The sequence below is a fragment of the Spiroplasma clarkii genome (assembly GCF_002795265.1).
Lineage (GTDB): Bacteria > Bacillota_I > Bacilli_A > Mycoplasmatales > Mycoplasmataceae > Spiroplasma_A > Spiroplasma_A clarkii.
The window spans coordinates 490703-507570 of sequence record NZ_CP024870.1 but is presented as its reverse complement, the minus strand read 5'-3'; the positions used below and the strand labels follow the sequence as shown (position 1 = coordinate 507570).

The 16868-nt window shown below is 29.3% G+C and carries 18 protein-coding genes; 4 read left to right on the top strand and 14 right to left on the bottom strand.

Annotation, left to right across the window (positions count from 1 at the left end; genetic code table 4):
• Window positions 1-32: 32 nt before the first annotated feature.
• The 10 genes from SCLAR_RS02245 to SCLAR_RS02200 all read right to left on the bottom strand — a co-directional run bounded on the left by SCLAR_RS02245 (window position 33) and on the right by SCLAR_RS02200 (window position 8240).
• Entirely contained in the window at window positions 33-587 is a 555-nt protein-coding gene (locus tag SCLAR_RS02245) for a hypothetical protein (RefSeq protein ID WP_100254326.1), read from the bottom strand.
• A 288-nt stretch (window positions 588-875) separates the two neighbouring features.
• Complete coding sequence (locus SCLAR_RS02240) at window positions 876-1451, bottom strand: YdeI/OmpD-associated family protein (protein WP_100254325.1); 576 nt, start codon at window positions 1449-1451, stop codon at window positions 876-878.
• A 129-nt stretch (window positions 1452-1580) separates the two neighbouring features.
• A complete protein-coding gene (locus tag SCLAR_RS02235) occupies window positions 1581-2303 on the bottom strand; it encodes a DDE-type integrase/transposase/recombinase (RefSeq protein ID WP_146637825.1) in 723 nt (240 codons plus the stop codon).
• A gap of 125 nt (window positions 2304-2428) precedes the next feature.
• Window positions 2429-2725: a transposase gene (locus tag SCLAR_RS02230; RefSeq protein ID WP_100254044.1), complete on the bottom strand. Its 297-nt coding sequence runs from the start codon at window positions 2723-2725 to the stop codon at window positions 2429-2431.
• A gap of 146 nt (window positions 2726-2871) precedes the next feature.
• Window positions 2872-3210 (bottom strand): PTS sugar transporter subunit IIA, encoded by a 339-nt coding sequence (locus tag SCLAR_RS02225; RefSeq protein WP_100254324.1) that lies wholly within the window; start codon window positions 3208-3210, stop codon window positions 2872-2874.
• Window positions 3210-4169: a glycosylasparaginase gene (locus SCLAR_RS02220; RefSeq protein WP_100254323.1), complete on the bottom strand. Its 960-nt coding sequence runs from the start codon at window positions 4167-4169 to the stop codon at window positions 3210-3212. Before SCLAR_RS02220 ends, SCLAR_RS02225 begins: the two co-directional genes overlap by 1 nt.
• Complete coding sequence (locus SCLAR_RS02215) at window positions 4169-6124, bottom strand: PTS sugar transporter subunit IIC (RefSeq protein WP_100254322.1); 1956 nt, start codon at window positions 6122-6124, stop codon at window positions 4169-4171. Before SCLAR_RS02215 ends, SCLAR_RS02220 begins: the two co-directional genes overlap by 1 nt.
• 1 nt (window position 6125) lies before the next feature.
• The gene (locus tag SCLAR_RS02210) at window positions 6126-7460 is read right to left on the bottom strand and encodes a M17 family metallopeptidase (RefSeq protein WP_100254321.1); all 1335 of its coding nucleotides are present in this window, start codon (window positions 7458-7460) and stop codon (window positions 6126-6128) included.
• Window positions 7450-7941 carry a DUF3284 domain-containing protein gene (locus SCLAR_RS02205; RefSeq protein ID WP_100254320.1) on the bottom strand — a complete coding sequence of 164 codons (492 nt, stop codon included), beginning with the start codon at window positions 7939-7941 and terminating at the stop codon, window positions 7450-7452. The genes SCLAR_RS02210 and SCLAR_RS02205 overlap by 11 nt, the downstream gene beginning before the upstream one ends.
• Window positions 7941-8240 (bottom strand): PTS sugar transporter subunit IIB, encoded by a 300-nt coding sequence (locus tag SCLAR_RS02200; RefSeq protein ID WP_100254319.1) that lies wholly within the window; start codon window positions 8238-8240, stop codon window positions 7941-7943. Before SCLAR_RS02200 ends, SCLAR_RS02205 begins: the two co-directional genes overlap by 1 nt.
• 48 nt (window positions 8241-8288) lie before the next feature.
• Here SCLAR_RS02200 and SCLAR_RS02195 point away from each other — a divergent pair, with 48 nt between their 5' ends.
• Complete coding sequence (locus SCLAR_RS02195; protein ID WP_100254318.1) at window positions 8289-8483, top strand: hypothetical protein; 195 nt, start codon at window positions 8289-8291, stop codon at window positions 8481-8483.
• 58 nt (window positions 8484-8541) lie between these two features.
• Here SCLAR_RS02195 and SCLAR_RS02190 read toward each other — a convergent pair whose 3' ends face one another.
• The 4 genes from SCLAR_RS02190 to SCLAR_RS02175 all read right to left on the bottom strand — a co-directional run bounded on the left by SCLAR_RS02190 (window position 8542) and on the right by SCLAR_RS02175 (window position 15546).
• A complete protein-coding gene (locus SCLAR_RS02190) occupies window positions 8542-9354 on the bottom strand; it encodes a MurR/RpiR family transcriptional regulator (RefSeq protein ID WP_169921837.1) in 813 nt (270 codons plus the stop codon).
• A gap of 276 nt (window positions 9355-9630) precedes the next feature.
• Window positions 9631-10224: a lipoprotein gene (locus tag SCLAR_RS02185; protein ID WP_100254316.1), complete on the bottom strand. Its 594-nt coding sequence runs from the start codon at window positions 10222-10224 to the stop codon at window positions 9631-9633.
• Between the two features lie 413 nt (window positions 10225-10637).
• Entirely contained in the window at window positions 10638-12773 is a 2136-nt protein-coding gene (locus tag SCLAR_RS02180; RefSeq protein WP_100254315.1) for a hypothetical protein, read from the bottom strand.
• Complete coding sequence (locus tag SCLAR_RS02175; RefSeq protein ID WP_100254314.1) at window positions 12766-15546, bottom strand: hypothetical protein; 2781 nt, start codon at window positions 15544-15546, stop codon at window positions 12766-12768. The genes SCLAR_RS02180 and SCLAR_RS02175 overlap by 8 nt, the downstream gene beginning before the upstream one ends.
• Before the next feature lie 138 nt (window positions 15547-15684).
• On the opposite strand from SCLAR_RS02175, the gene SCLAR_RS02170 reads away from it, so the two are divergent.
• The 3 genes from SCLAR_RS02170 to SCLAR_RS07120 all read left to right on the top strand — a co-directional run bounded on the left by SCLAR_RS02170 (window position 15685) and on the right by SCLAR_RS07120 (window position 16854).
• Complete coding sequence (locus SCLAR_RS02170) at window positions 15685-16239, top strand: hypothetical protein (protein WP_100254313.1); 555 nt, start codon at window positions 15685-15687, stop codon at window positions 16237-16239.
• Between the two features lie 57 nt (window positions 16240-16296).
• A complete protein-coding gene (locus SCLAR_RS02165; protein ID WP_100254312.1) occupies window positions 16297-16536 on the top strand; it encodes a hypothetical protein in 240 nt (79 codons plus the stop codon).
• Window positions 16537-16653: 117 nt separating this feature from the next.
• Window positions 16654-16854 carry a hypothetical protein gene (locus tag SCLAR_RS07120; RefSeq protein ID WP_169921836.1) on the top strand — a complete coding sequence of 67 codons (201 nt, stop codon included), beginning with the start codon at window positions 16654-16656 and terminating at the stop codon, window positions 16852-16854.
• The last annotated feature ends 14 nt before the right edge of the window (window positions 16855-16868 follow it).

The window sequence follows — 16868 nt, the reverse complement described above, 5'->3', positions numbered from 1 at the left end:
AAATACTCAACTAATGATTGAGTATTTTTTGGCTAGTTTATTAATCTTTTAAGTTCCATAATTTCTTGTTTTAATTGACTAATTTGATCTTGCATTATTATTTCTCGTTGCCTAAATGATTTTTCTTTCTGTTTTAATTCATTTATTTCAGCCTGCATTAATAGTTCCTTTTTTCTAAATTCTGCTTCACGTTGTTTGAATTCTGCTTCGCGTTCTTTAAATTCTGCTTCACGTTGTTTAAATCATTCCTCACGTATTTTGAATTCTGCTTCACGTTTTTGAAAATATTGAAGTTGTTTAAACATCAATTCTTCCATCACTTTTTTAGTTCTTTCAATTGCTTCATCAACAAATTTTTGACAGTCTGATGGCATGTCAGCAAAATTGAAAACATTTAGCTCCCTTTTGGTAGCATCAATAGTTTTTTTAAACATTTTTCTTTCCTTTCCAGTTAAAACTTTTTCAAGTTTTTCGTACTCTTTAACTAGTATATCATCAAACCTACCGATTAATTTTTCAAATAGCATTTTGATATCTGCATCAGTAATAATAAGGAATATTTCTCCTATTTTTAATTTTAGACTCATAATTAATTATGTCCTTTCAAATTATTTGCCCATAGTTTTGTTTGCAAACTTTATAGACAAGTAGTTCAATTCTGTTCTACAATTAATTAATCGTTGACAAATAACAAAATTTGCAGCTAAATTAAAATTTTCAAAAATGCTTTATCATAAAGAAAAAATACTTTGCACTCTTTTGATCAGATATAGTTCAATAATCTAAGTTTAACAAAAAATAAAAAAATGTTTTAAGAAATTTAAAACATTTTTTCAAATCATTTTCTAATTTATCTTTAATGATCAGCTAGAATTCTAATCATGCATTCCTTTTCCTGCAAGAATTTTGTCAATATTTTTTTCAATTCTAGCAATTCGGGTAGCAGATTGTTTTGCTGATGAAAAATATAAAACATAACCTTTTTGACGCCCCTTTGTCAATTTGTCTCAAGCAACACTTAGTTCTGGGTTTGATGCTAAAATTTCTACAAGTTCATCAGGAAGTGGGTAATCCTTGTAAACAATTTTTAAACCCAATCTTTCATTTTCAATTGCTTCTTGAATATACTCTTTAATCTTATCAGCTAAGGCTTCAATTTCAGCAACATTTGCAAATCTTATAATTTTCCCACCCTGAGCATTTGGTCCTGGTGCTTGTAAAATTTGGTAAGGATCTTTTAATAAACTCCCTTTAACAAAGGAAAAAACACACTCAGTTTTAAACTTACCTAAAATCACTACATTCTTACCATTATAGTCATAAACTGGAGTTCATCATTTAAATTCTTCATCTAACTCAAATTCCATTAACAGTGCTCGCATAGCTTTAAATTCAGCTTGAAATTTACTTAATTTATTAATATATTCTTCGACAGTGGGGTTTGTTCTCATAATCTCTACCTAGTTTCTTGCTTTCTACTTATATTATACACTTTTCAAACTATATGTTTAACTTATTATTGGTCAATTACTCGAACTTGGTAGCAAATGACAGGTAACCTTTTTCCGGACACACATATTTTACAACTTTATTCTCACATAATTGTAAAATTTTTGATATAAACTTGCATTTAGCTGATACTCAGCAAGTCCTTTATAACAGTAATTTTCTTTTAAGCATTCTCTTTTAAAAACTGATCAAAACCCTTCAATCCAACCATTATCTGTAGACTTGGCTATTCTTGACATGCTTGGAATCAAATTAAAGTACATTAGCATCAACTTATAATTATATGCTTTAAATTCAGAACCATTATCTGAGTGTATTACACTGTTTGGCAAGAAGACACCAAATTCATCAGTCATTTTTAGAAATGATTTTTCTACAAGTTGATTCCCTTTATTTTTTTCTGTTACTAAACCAAATATTTTTTTCATTTTAATATGATAAAAACCACAGGTATAGTATCTTTCACCATTGAATTCCTTTTCTGTTATGTCTACTGAAAAAACATCACCATACTTATCAAAATTTTCAGGATCAGTTAACAAGTTTGGGTATTTACCAACCTTTTCAGGTTTTGCTACCTTATTTTTTCATTTCACATGATTATTGGTGGAGATGCTTCTCATTTTAAAGTATCTCAATATTTTTTTATGTGATGACTTAGCTATCCCCTTAGTGAGCAAATCTATTGCAATTCTTTTACAACCATAGGTTTTTCCTGAATCAATAAAGCTCTGCTCAATATTTAAATAAAAATCATGATCATAATATCTTACCCTAGGTTTCCCTTGCTTCACTCATTCATAGTATGTACTTTTTGGAAGTTGAGCAATTTTTAATAAGCCATTTTTAGGTATTTTGAATTCATTGTAGATAAATTCCTCAACAACTAAGCATTTAATTATATTAAGCTCCCATTTAACTACTTTTTTTTACTTATCAGGGCCTCAATTCTTTTTCACATTTCATTTCTAGTTTCTAATTCGGCATTTTTCTTCTTCAGTTCTTTAACTTCATTTCTTAAAATTATTAGTTCTTCTTTATCAGCTGAATTTGGTGCCCCAAGACCATCAATTCCAGATTGATCATACTTTTTACACCAATTTAAAAGTGTTTGATCTGAGATGCCATAACTTTTAACAAAATTCTTGGCCTTTGTCTTGCTCTCTCTAAATTTTAAAATTATTTTTTCTTTTTGCTTTGCTGAGTAATGTCCCATAAAAAAACCTCTTTCCTAACAATATTATTTTACATTCAATATAAATGTAATTTAATTTTTTGTCCGGAAAAAGGTGGAAGTACAAACTTGGTAGCAAACAAAAAATAGATCTAAATTGATCTATTTTTAAAATCTTTACAAAATAATTAACTAGCTAGTTTAGCAGTTAGTTCCCCAACTTTTTGATGTAAATTAATCAACTTCTTAGCAGTCAAGATAAAAAATTGAGTACTCAGCATTTGGTCTTCAGCATGCATAAAGAGGATTTTAAATTCCAACTTAATGCCCTGAGCTTCTTGAACAATAACACCAAGATGTAATTTTTCAGCACTAATGAGCAGTTCTTCAGCATCCTTGATATCTTGAAGAGCTGCTAAAACCTGATTATTTTCAGCCTTTTCAATAGCAAAAACTGCCAGAGATTTTGCTTCTCCTGAATAAGCAATCATGTTCATGCTGATTTCATTTCAATCAATTTTTGCCATTATTTGATAGGTTCTTTTCTGGCTCTATCATAATCTGCTAATCATTTTGGTGAGGGTTTGGTAATTGTTAGTTTGGTTAAATCTTCATTGGGTTGAGCAAGATAAATGGTGGTAACTTGGTTGTGGTTTCCCACAACAAAAGAGAACTCACAATTTGTACCCACTCCATACTCACCATTTTTGTCTAAGGCAACAATTGAGATGGGTCCACATTTTCCATATTTTTGAATTAACTTGTCGTTAAACTCTTTAACAACTTCTTGCACCACAGTTTTAACATCAAAGTTTTGACGCAGTTTTTCAACCACTAAAAAACTTAAACAACCTTTATAGATATCTTCACCTAAACCTGTTGCCACTGCCCCACCAACTTCACTATCTGCATAAAATCCACTGCCCATAACTGGAGAATCTCCAACTCGTCCAGGTTTTTTCATAAACAAACCACTTGTTGATGTTCCTACACACAAGTTATTTTGACTATCAAGACTGACCATTCCCACAGTATCATGACCATCATATGGAGATAAAGTTGGATCAGATCTTAAGAGGTCTAATTTTTTTTGATAATGTTGTTGGGCTCTTTTTGTTAACATATTGGTAAATTCAAACCCTTGTTGTTGGGCATATTTTTCTGCTCCAGCTGCTACTAAAAAACTATTAAATTTTTCTTGACTTAAATGATGAGCTAATTTGATAGGATTTTTAATATTTTTTACCCCACCAATTGCTCCAATTGCCAAGGTTGAACCATTCATAAAAGCAGCATCTAGCTCCACTTCACACTCTTGATTGGGTAGTCCTCCATATCCCACTGATTTAAAATAAGGATAGTTTTCAACTTCAACAATAGCTTGTACCAGTGCTGCTCCTGGAGCTGTACTTTGTTTTAATTGGTCAATATTGTTTGCAATGGCTTCATAAGCCATTCTTCATGTGCCAATCATTGCATATTTCATTAGCTATCAAGCTCCACAATGGTGGTTTCACCATTGATGTTTTTTAAAGTATAACTAGTTTGCTGATTTGCTTGACAAATTTTGCCAACAATTTCACGCATTTTCTCATCACTTAAAGCAGATGCAACAGTTTTACCATCAATTCTAATTTTATAACCTCCATAAGGAATGGTTTCAACTAAAATTGTTTTTGAGGTTGCTTTGCTAGTTTTAATTGAAGCTAATTTTTCAAGTGCTTTGGCTTCCATTTTTAGCATTTTTTTGTTATGTAAAATTTGCTCTTGTTCTGCTTTTGGTAGTTTTAAAAACTCTTGTTTTTCAGCAAGTTTTGCTTTTTTTGCAGCAATTTTTGCTTCTTTGGCAAGTCTTTTTTGTTCTTGGTAGTCAACTTCATCTTGAGCAATTTGAGCCAATGCAGCATCTCTGCTCATACCTGTATCCATGTAGCTTTTAATATTTAAGTTTGCTTGATATTTATTGGCAATCAAAACAAATGGAATGTACCAGACAAAAATAACTGCTAAACAGAACCAAGATAAAATCATAGCTCGCCAGTCAAATCCGGTTGATAATAAGGCTCCAATTCCTGGAGGTAAAGTTCAAGGTACCATAATGTAAGATTTTCTTACAATACCAATTGGACCCACAACTAGCCAGGCAATAAATAAAGTAATTGGCATTGCAAACATAGCACCAACCCCATAAACTGGGTGTAACATAATTGGAATTCCAAATGTTACTGGTTCATTAATTGAAAAACAAGCAGGTACTGCTGCAATTTTGGCCACTTCTCTTTGTTCACGAGCTTTTCCAAAAATACCAATAGCAATTAGTAATGCTCCAGTGTGACCTCAACCTGTAGTTTGAGAATAACTTTCAATAAATTGAATATTAATGACACTTAACATGTTTTGTGCATCTGCAACCGCATAACTGTATTGAGAAACTGCATCTGCATTTTGCATAAACATTTGTAATAAGAATGGGTAATAGGCTCCATTAACAACTGAACTTCCATTTAGACCAAAGAATCAGAAGAAACCAATTAAGAATTGGTATGATAGTCCAAAACCTAACCCAACTTCATTTCCTGAAATTAGGGCAGTAAATGGTGCTGAAAGGGTTTTATAAAAAAGACCCACAAAGCCATATTCTCCTCTTGCCAAAACAACAGCTCCACTACTACTGGTAATATCATAATTTCCATATTCTCCAATTGCTCAAGCTGCAGTATTAATTGACGATACCAAAATCAAAGTTAATGCTACAGGGATTAACAATGAAAACCCAGTGGCCACCATTGGGGGCACTTGTTTTGGCATTTTAATTAACATTTTTTTATTATTTGCTAAAATTCGATAAAATTCAATTACTAAAAATGTTTGAATAATTGCTGCTAACATTCCTTTTGAATCATAAAAGAAATTGAAGCGTGCTTGTTCAGCTCTAAATGTAGCTGCTGTAATTAAGAAAGTTACTAAATTAAAGACTGCAACAAACATTGGACTTTTTAAATCTCTTTTTTTAGCATAAAGATATCCTAACATAACTGCAATCATTAAAGCAAAGGTTCCCATTGAAAAATCAAAAATTGTTTGAAAGATTTTTTCTCCAATTTGGTTGGCAATTAATCACCCACCACTAATTTGTCAACTAGTACCATGTCCTGAATCTCCGACCACAGTAACTGCTCCAGCAGCTTTGGCTAGTAATCCTAATAATGAAGTTTGTAAATTGCCTCCAGCTCCAAAGATTAAGATCCCTAGTAAAAATGAAATTGATCCTCCAATAATAATTGGAGTTAGTATCCCAAAAGCATCTCTAATGCAAGTTAGATGAGTTTGACTAGCAAATTTTGTCATTGCTGGCATTAGTTTATCATTAAACCAACTTTTCTTTTCAACATTAGCATTAGTTGGTTCAGGATTAATTTCTGGTGTTTTTGGTTTTTTCATATTATCACTTCCCTTCAAGTTGATAATTTTTAATAAAATTTATAATGCCTCGCACCAAAACTCCTGTGGCACGATTGGCTTCAACCCCAGTTCCACCAATATCAAAGTGTAATAAACTAGTTTGAGGTTGAATAAATTCTGCAACAAATGCAGCTCCGAGTGAACTTGCTCCGTGAGTTGCAGACTCAGGAGCATTGGTTAAATCAGCCAGTGTTGCTGTGCGAATTTGTTTGTAATTTTGACGATGAATTGGTAAAATTCACACTTCTTCACCAACTGCATCACAAGCTGTTTTTAAGTTATGGGCTCATTTTTGATCTGTGGCAAACAACCCAGTCATGTATTTACCCAAAGTTGTACAAATAGCACCAGTTAAAGTGGCCACACTAATTACTGTTTGACAAGGATACTGATCTTGTAAATAACTGATTCCTTCTCCCAATAGTAGCCGACCTTCTGCATCTGGATTATCTACTTGAACAGTTTTTTGATTATAAGCAGTAATTACTTGACTTGGCAATAGTGCTTGTTGACCAATTAGATTTTCTGCTAAAACCAGTACTGCAGCCACATTGACTTTAACATCTTGTTCAACTAAGTATTGTAAAACTCCACAAAGACTGGCAGCTCCACTTTTATCTAATCTCATTGTCCGAATACCTGTAGAATTTTTTAAAGCATAACCCCCACTATCAAAGGTAACTCCTTTACCTACTAATACTAAAAAATTATTTTCTAAGGGATTATTTTTAAAACAAACTTCTAAAACTACTGGGGGGTTTTTTCCAGATCCACCTACTGCAGAAATTAAGTTTAAACCCAATTGTTGAATTTGTTGTGCATCTCAAACTTTAACCAAAAGATTTTTATGTTTTTTTGGTAATTGTTTTAAAAAGTTTTGACAAAATTGAGTTGGAGTTCCATCATCAAGTGAATCTAAATCACCCAAGTATTTTGCCTGATAAACTGCTTGGTAAAGTGCTAAGAAATTTTGTAGTTCCGCACTAATGCCACCAACAAAAATCACTTGAGTTTTTGGGTTTGCTGAGGTTTTTTTACTATACCTTGTACCATAATTATTAAACAAAATTTGAACTAGAAGTTCTTGTTTTAAAACTGAGTCAAAATCCTGAAGATCAATTTGAATTTTTTCAAGAGTTGGTAATTTAATTTCTTTGCATTCTTCAAAAACTTCAGCAACATTTGCTTTGTATTTTGTATTTAAATGCAAAGTAATTTCTAAGTTAGAAAAACTTGGGTTGATTAATAAAGTTGATTTTGAACTTTTTAAAACTGGGATTTTTAGATCAAAATCCTTTTCAAAACTAATATTCATCAAGATTTTTAACCTCCTCAAAAATTGCTAAAGTAATTTGTTTAACTTTTTTATCAAATTCTTTATTAAAGTTCATTTTCCCAATATTTGCTCTAAATCCATTTAAAGCACTACTAAACTTAACAGTTTCAGTAATAATAATTTCAGTTTTATTATCTTTAATTTTTCTTAATTCATAATTTGTTCAATAGATTACTCCATTGCTTTCACTTTTAAGTTCATACAAATAAGGAAATTCTAATAAAGAAATTTCAAATCTTGTACCTGTCTTTGATTTAACAACAGTATGAGGTTGCATTTCTGTGATTTTTCTTCAATTAACACCTCTTAGAGTTTTAAATGACAATTTAATGATTGCATAAAAACATCTTTCAATTTCATACCCCAAACTGAATCTACTTTTACGAGAATGACAAGCTTTTAGCTCTTCAACAACACTTGCATTTGGTGCTGAAACTGTTTTTTTGTTTGTAAAAAACATTAACCTAAATCACTCATAATACTTTCAATAACTGCCATCCCATTCATAATTCCGTAATGTTTCATATCAATAACCTTAACAACTGTTTCTTTGGCTTGCTTTTGAAAAGCTGCTAATTCATACCTGACTTGGGGACCTAAAAGCACCACATCAACTTGGTCAACTTTATGCAGGGCACTATTAACTGGTTCAGCTCAAATTTCTAATTCTAATCCTTTAGCAAGTGCTGCTTTTTTCATAGCTTCAACCATCATTGAAGTACTTAAACCAGCAGCACATGCCAATAATACCTTTTTCATTATTTTTTCCTCCTTTTGCTGTATTATCATTACAAGGGAGTGATCAAGATGCTAAATGCCTTAATATCAGTTTTTGCTGTTTTAATTTTGATTCCACTATTTACATGGGCTGCTTTAAAACTAGTGAAAAACTCTAAAGGATATCAGGTTTGATTTAAACCAACCATCAAGTGAACCTTTATTGGTTGCTACTTAACAGCACTTGTAATTTTAATCATTATCATTGTACTTGCAGTGTTGTAGATAATACAACTACTCCAATTATCTGGAAATGCTAAAAATAATGCTACTATTTTGAGCATTAATTTTTTTCGTTTTCTTGAAAAATAATGTAATTGGCAAAAATTACATTAAACAGGTAAAAAATAATAGCTCCTCTTGATGAATAAAGGTTTCACATACCATTTTCATCAACATCAATTTCAACTTCAAGGTCTGGTTTTGGGTTTAAAAGTTGAGTTTGCTTTGAAAAAATATGAATTCATTTAGCATGATTGGTTTTTGCATTATTCCCAAACTGAATAATGTTGGCGTTTTCATTTGATAAAGAGATTGTTATGACTAGATCATTTGCACTTGTGGTATGGGCTAAACTTTTTAAAAGGTGTAAATCACATTCAACCATACAGTTTTTTCCAATAGAAATCATCTTATTTTTAAAATCAACACTTTGGTTATAGTTAATATTCATACCTGCAATCACTATTTTGTTAGCTTCATACAACATTTCAGTGATTTTTGCTATGGTTTTATTAGCAATTAACCCTTTTATAACATTTCTACCCTGCTCCATTCTTTGTCAGTAGCATTCTTCAAAAGTAGAAATATCTTTAAAAACATCTTTTTTAAAAATTAATTCTAAATTATTGTAGTTTAAATTATCATTAATTTCTAAAACAGATTTTCGAAATTGATAAAACCCTTGGTAACCAAACTCCTTACAAAATCTTACTATTGTTGCTGGGGATTGTTTTGTGGCTTGAGAAATTTTTTTTAAGGAAATATGACGAATTTCATTTCATTGTTCAATTAGATATTTAGCAATTGCTTGGTTATTTTCATTCATACCTGGAAATTTTGTTTGAATTTTTTTATACAAATTACTGATGCTCATACTATAAGTCCCTCTTTTTTTCATTTTTATGAAAATTATTTCATAAATATTATAAAATAGAGATTGACTTTTTCAAAAATTATTACAAAAAAAATACTACTCTAGTCATTATCGTAAATTACTGCTATTCAAAAAGAATTGTTGGTAAGATTTGGTCTATTTAAAAATAGTGGCCACATGCTCTAAATTTATTTACTTTTATCTTGAATTTTTTAAATGGACTTGCCTATACTAAAAAAACCTTAAAACTATAATTATAGTTTTAAGGTTCAAAAATTAGCTGCTGGTCGAAAATTTGTTTTCCATTACTCAAGCAGCAATTTTTTTAAACTGTTCTTTGGTTTTATCTGTTGCTGAAGCAATATCTTCAAAATCATCATCAAATAAACTTGTGACAAAAGTATTAACCTTTTCTTGCAAAATTCCATTTGCTAATTTAATTTCAGGGAAGATTATTACAAAGGATATTTTTTCTAGATTTACTTTATGTTCTCCAAAAAAAGTTTTTTGATCTGCTACATCAAGTGTACATATATATTGGGCCACTTTGGCACTAAATGCATACTGAGAAAGCAGACCAATAAGTGCATCTTGCATAACCTGTTTTTCCTTAAATGCTGGAACAATAAATATAGGTTCATCACCTTCTCAGTCCTCATACTCATCAAGTATAGCCATAACTTCATCATTAATTTCATCCATTTTTGCTACTAAATCTTTTACATTATTGTTTATTAATGCAATAATTTCTTCTTTAGTTGATGGATTTTTTGGTAATGAAGAACCTTCGGTATTAGTACATGCAATAACACTTGTGCTTGCAGTAGCTACCATACCAATTGCTCCAAATAGTGATAATAATTTTTTCATTTCGTATTTCTCCTTTTCATAAATAATTATAACTTATAAGTTTAGTTTTTTAAAAAAAATAGTTAATTTTTAGTAATAATTGGATATTTAAAAGAAATTTTAGTGTATTAAACAATAATTTATCAACATCATTCTTCTTCATTGATAATCACCTCTACACAAATTTAAAATATTAACATTAGAATAATTAATTTCTCAATAGATTTCAAAATCTATTAAAATAATATAAATTATATAATTGTAATTTACTTTTTAAATTGACTTTTTATTACTGTAATTCATTATTCTTGTTATTCTAAGTTTTTATAACAGCTTTAGAGTTTCTTTTGCCCTTGGAACAAGACATGTTTTTGATGTTGTTAATTATTTACTTTTAAATTTTACTCAGTTATTCTAAGTAGTTTTATAATAATTTAGTGTTTTAAATAATTGGTGGAAATCAAATTAGCTACATAATCAACATCATAATTAAAGTAGATAATTGGAATTATTTCACCATCTTGACTTTTGTAGTTATACAAAAAGCAACTTGTGTATTTTTCTACAACCTTATCTGAAACTCTTAAACTTGATTTAACAGATGCTAGTGCTTTTTCTAGTGAAGCATAGTAAATAAATTTGCCAAGATTATTTGGGTCTTTTATTCTATAAACTACATATCTTCCATCTGAAATAACACTTGCAAAATCAATTTTATAATTTAAATTTCACTGTTGGTATTCTTGAATGCTAACAAATTTTGATTCAGTAAGTATTTTTTGCTGTAAGGTTCTAATTGCATCTTCTTCACTATCACCAGATGTCACACCGTTTCCAAAAACATCATAAGCAATATATTTTTTCTTTAAAGATCTAGCATTATTAATAAATGCTTTTTCTAATGCTTCTTGTTTAGAGTTAGACAACATTTTACCTTCAATATCTGATAATTTATTATCAGTTGACTGAAAATATTTAACTCTTGCATCAGGACCCATTTCAAAAGGAATAAAAACTTCTAGATCTTCTTTGGTTACATAATAATCTGGTCTTAGTTCATAGAGATTTACACCATCAATGTTTTTTGGGTTATTTAAAAGTTCTAATTTTTTTGGTAAAAAATCAAAGTAGCTTTGTAAGAAAGAATAGTTTTTACCATTACCTGAATTCATTGTGAAATACAAGTCTTTGTAAACACTATTATCTGCATTGGCAATTAATTTTTGATTAATGACATCAGCATATTTTATAGTAACATTTGCACCATTTGAAATTGTGCTACCATTACTGTTTTTGTAATAAAATTTTGTTAAAACATTTCTAAAGTAACTTTCAAATCAAATATCATATAGTCTTTGACGTTCACCAGATTCAAGGTCATTAACTGAGTATCTTTTTGGTAAGTTAGTTAGTGACCCTAAATATTTTGATTTATTTGTATCTAAATAGAGCTTTGCAACACTTGTTGTTTTATCAGAATAATTGTATTTACTAAAATCATACTTGTTCTTTCCACCTCCATAAGATCAATTAGGAACAGTTTTAACCACTGCATCCTCCACTCTTCCTGTTGTTGGATTAATTAATTTGAAGTTACGATATACATATTTTCTACCAATTGAATAACTACCTTCTGAACCCTTATTTCATCATGCTTCATTTTTAAAATCATTTAACATGCTTTCGTTTGAATCATACTTGTTTGCAAATACTAATTGAAATGATTCCCCTTTTTCACCATAATAAATGTCTTGCTCAGGAGCTGAAGAAAAATGGATTCTTAATTCATGTTTTTCAGTTGGTTGAACCACCATCATACTTTGGTGCTCCATTTTAACAACTTGTGAAAAATAGGTGTTTACAAAATTGTTAAATAATTTTGCTTTTATAAAACTAAATCCATCAGATTCACTTCCAACAAAAGTATATGGAGTTTTTAAGGTTCCCCCTTCTAAGTTTTTCTTAATATTTACAGATATCCCATTTCTAAAATTTAGAATTAATTTTTCCATATCCTCTAAATTGAAGGCATTGTAATAATTGTTACCTCATAACTGAAAAATTGACTTATAAATATCTAAATTATTTTTTTCATAGATTTTTGCTTCTTCTGCACTACTAAATCATTCTTGGGCATCATAACTATATTTCTCTTTTACAAGTCCTGGATTGGTATATGTATTTAAGGCATCTTGATGAGTTAAAGCTACATTTCCAAAAGCATCTCTATAAACTTTTTTTGCTGTTTCAATATCTGTATCAAAAACTTTATCTCCATCAAGAACTTGATTTTCATAATCTTTGACTATTTTACTTGGGTTTGATGAAGTTACCACTGATTCAATATTACTTTGTTGATAAATATGTCCATCTAATTGATCTTGGCTATAAAACTTTTGTCCATCATATTCAGTATAATATGAATCTTCTAGTTTAATAGAGTTATTAATTATGTCTGATTTTAGATTTTCATAGTAATGAGTTTGAACATCATTCATATTTATTGCTGAAATAACTGTTGTTGATGGCAATGAAGTTGCCATTAATGATATAAGCATTTTTTTAAGCATATGTTTGCCCTCTCATTCCATCAAGATTATTTGCTACACTACTTATAGTAGAGGAATTATTTAGAATTCAATTTTCAAATTCTGCACTACCTAAGAATTGCATATTTTTATAATTAATTATTTCAATTTGGTGATTGATATCAATAAGTTTATAATTTAGATTTGCATCTAAATAATTCAAGACTTGTTGATATGACTCAAAATACATTTCAATTCCATAATAATCTAAAGAATAAATTGTATATGTTTGTCCATCATACTCTTTTAGATTTTGATAGACACTTGTTGAAAATAAATCTGTTGATAATACTAGTTTTGAATAAACATGTTGATTTTGTTTAATGACATTTTTGATACCATCAACTGATGTCTCATAAACTTTTTTACCAGTTTCAGGAACTAGATAAGTATAGTGTTTTTTATAATACTGTTCACTATCAACTTTATCCTCTAAACTTTTTTGTGCTGCAAGTCTAGTATCAAAGTAGTTTCCAAAGCCATCAAGATAATAAGAGGCTTTGTTTTTTTCATAATATTTTTCAAAAAGAATATTTATATATTTTTCCTTTTCTTCAATTATTAATTTTTCATACTGTGCCTTAGATATACCTCCATCATTTGCAGAAGTTGAAATTCGGGGTAAGCCCAATATGTAATCACTATCATCAAAAATGGAAGCATATAATTTTGAAGTTCTGATATATTTTTCTGGGTTTAAATAAATTTCATTTTTAAGTCTCTCAATTGCTCTTTGTTTTTCAAAATAATATGCATTATTGAATTCTCATACTTTTCCTTGCATATTATTTGATGAATAACTTAAAACTGAATCCACCAATGGAGTTATTGTTGTTTTAATATTTGGGTCTTTTTTAGGGAAAAATTGACCTATAAGTGGAATTCTTATGTTTGGTGTTATATAAAATAAAGATTGATTTTCATCAATTACTGCTTCATATGTATCCATGCTTATAAAACTCAAAACTTTTGAAATGTTTCATATTGCTACAAGCAAACTTATTGTAGCTGCAATAATTCCAATAACAGCAGCTCTATTCTTACCATTTAATAGTTTTGAAGTATAATCAATTCCTAATTCACTCATAAATATTTCACTATTGCGGCTTGCAATTGCTTCACTGGTCTCAATGGCTGATTTAATCTCTCCATTTAAACTTTCTTTACTAGTTTGTCCACCAGATTTAACAGCCTTTACAAGGTTTAAAGATGCTGCTACCCCTCCCAGTATTGTCATTATACCATCCATCACTTTAGTGAAATTTTCATAGGTTTTTAAAAATGAAGTAAGGTCAGTATTATTTTCATAAAATGCTTGACTATTTAAATGTAAATTGTAAATATCATCAAATTTAACATTTTCTTTAAGTAAAAAATCAATTCCGCCATCTATGCCTTTAAATAAATTATCTGTAAGTTTTTTATTACTTTTCATTGCTTCAACAACAATTTTCTTTGCCAGGTTTTCAAATTCATTCAATTCAAAATCTGCTCGCGGGAAAATCTTGCTATATTCAATTACACTTTTGATTGTTATCAAAAATTTATGAAAATTAGTAAGTTCATTATTTTTAATTTGATTCAACTTATCTGATTTGGCATAAATAAATTCTTTAAAGTACTTCTCTGACAATGATTTGAAATTTTTGAAAGTTAATTGTGAAATAATGCCACTTTGTCTAAGGTCATCAATATAATTAAAAAACTCATATTCTTCATTATTTGAATTTGTCAATTTTGTTTCTAGATAGACAGAATAAACATCAATAAAAGATCTGGCCATAAAAAAGGTAGAAATAAAGTCAATATTCATAGAACTTATTGGATTTCAACTAAGTTCTGTTAGTTTTTCCCTAGTTTGAACATACTTTGGACCTACAAAAAAACCTAAAAATGTACTATTATTGTGCTCAATTCAATATTCATTTTTATCGGTATTTGCAACCTCTTTAATGTTTTCATCAATAATTCTTTGATCTAAATCTTGCACAGCATTTTGAAACTCTGCATAATTATAATCACTAAAATGATTTCCATTATAGTCAAATCCAGGTTTAACATTTCTTCTAATTCATGATTTTATTTCATCTTCAGTTTCACAAATTGAACCCTTAATGTAACATGTAGTTTTTCCATAATTTACATCTTCTAACTCTGCCAATTTTACATCTCTATAGTAATTTTGTGCAGAATATATATTTTCAAATTCTTTACCTTCAATTGAATATGATGTTTGATAATTATTTGTATATGAATCAATTGCATCATTTTTATCAAAGTAACTATCACCACTTAATCCCTTGTAAACTTTTTGTAAATTTTCAGTTTTGTCTGTTAAAACTCCATTTCCTAATTTTCCACTGTAGTCCACTACATAATCTTTAGGATTTTTTATAGTTTTTTGCTCCTTGATTGCAAATTTGTTTAAAATATGATTGTTTAATTGATCTTTTGAATTATAGATTTGGTCTTCAAATAAATAGCTGCTGCTATCATAACTATATTTTTTGACATCTGAATTGCTATATGCATAGTCAATCATTTCATTTTTATTTTCAAAAGTTCTATCATCAAATATGTAACTTGTTTTAATTTTCTCTGCTTTATCAACTGAATAAACTGTTGCTAGAATTGACCCAACTGTAATCGATGTGACACTTGCTGTGATTAATATTGTTTTTCAGTTAATTTTTGATTTGCTTTTTGTTTTGAAAAGTTTTTCAATTAACTTTTCATATGTGCTATTTTTTTTCATTATTACGTTCCTTTCCGTAATAATAATACTACTTTGGAAAAAAATTACAATAAAAATTGTTAAATTTTTCTAAAATAATCTAGAAAAAGTAGTTAATATTCTATGCTATAATAAGAGCATTAGAAAAGAGGAAGTATTATGAGAAAAATTTTATCTTTGTTATCAGCACTTTTAATCACAAGTGCTGCTTCATCAACAGTTATAGCATGTAAACCTGACAATCATGCCCCTACTGTGGATGAATCTTGATTTACTTTACGAAATCAACCTCAACCAAAAGACCAAGAAGATGTGATTAAAATTTATAAACTTATAGAAGATGGGTTTTGAAAATATAAGGCTTTGAGTGATGTAGAAGAGACTAACTGGTTAAAAGAAAATGATGTAAGTTCTAGTGGTATAGGTCCTGAGAATTGACAAGAATCATATAAGGAATTTTTGAAAACAAATAGTAACACACAAAAAAGAGGTGTTTATTCTTCTCTACATTTAATACCTTATTTCAAAATGACTCAACTTGATTTACCAGATTTTTATTTAGAATACAATGGGGATAAAGTGGAAATTTTCCAAGTTGATTGAGATGATGTATTAGATTGAGTTAATATTACAAATAATAAAGAATTGTCTAATCCAGATTATACAAAATTTATTGATGAAGGCTTAGAATGAGCAAAAGCTCCAATTGAATAAATTTAAAAACCGTTAAGAAAACCCTTGGAAATTGATCATTAGAAAAGAGGAAGTATTATGAGAAAAATTTTATCTTTGTTATCAGCACTTTTAATCACAAGTGCTGCTTCATCAACAGTTATAGCATGTAAACCTGACAATCATGCCCCTACTGTGGATGAGTCTTGATTTACTTTACGAAATCAACCACAACCAAAAAACCAAGAAGATGTGATTAAAATTTATGAAATTATACGAGAGGGACGTCAAAAATATAAGACTTTGAGTGATGCAGAGGAGTCTGAATGATTAAAATAAAATGATGTAAATCCTACTACTGGTACAGGTCCTGAGAATTGACAAGAATCATATAAGGAATTTTTGAAGACTAATAGCAATACACAAAAAAGTAGAGTTTGAAACTCTCTGCGTTATGTGCCATTTTACAAATTGACACAGCTTAATATAGATGCTTTTGAATTTGATTATAATGGGGATAAAGTGGAAATTTTCCAAGTTGATTGAGATGACGTGTTAGATTGAGTTAATATTACAAATAATAAAGAATTGTCTAATCCAGATTATACAAAGTTTATTGATGAAGGTTTAGAATGGGCAAAAGCTCCAATTGAATAAAATTAAAAATGTAA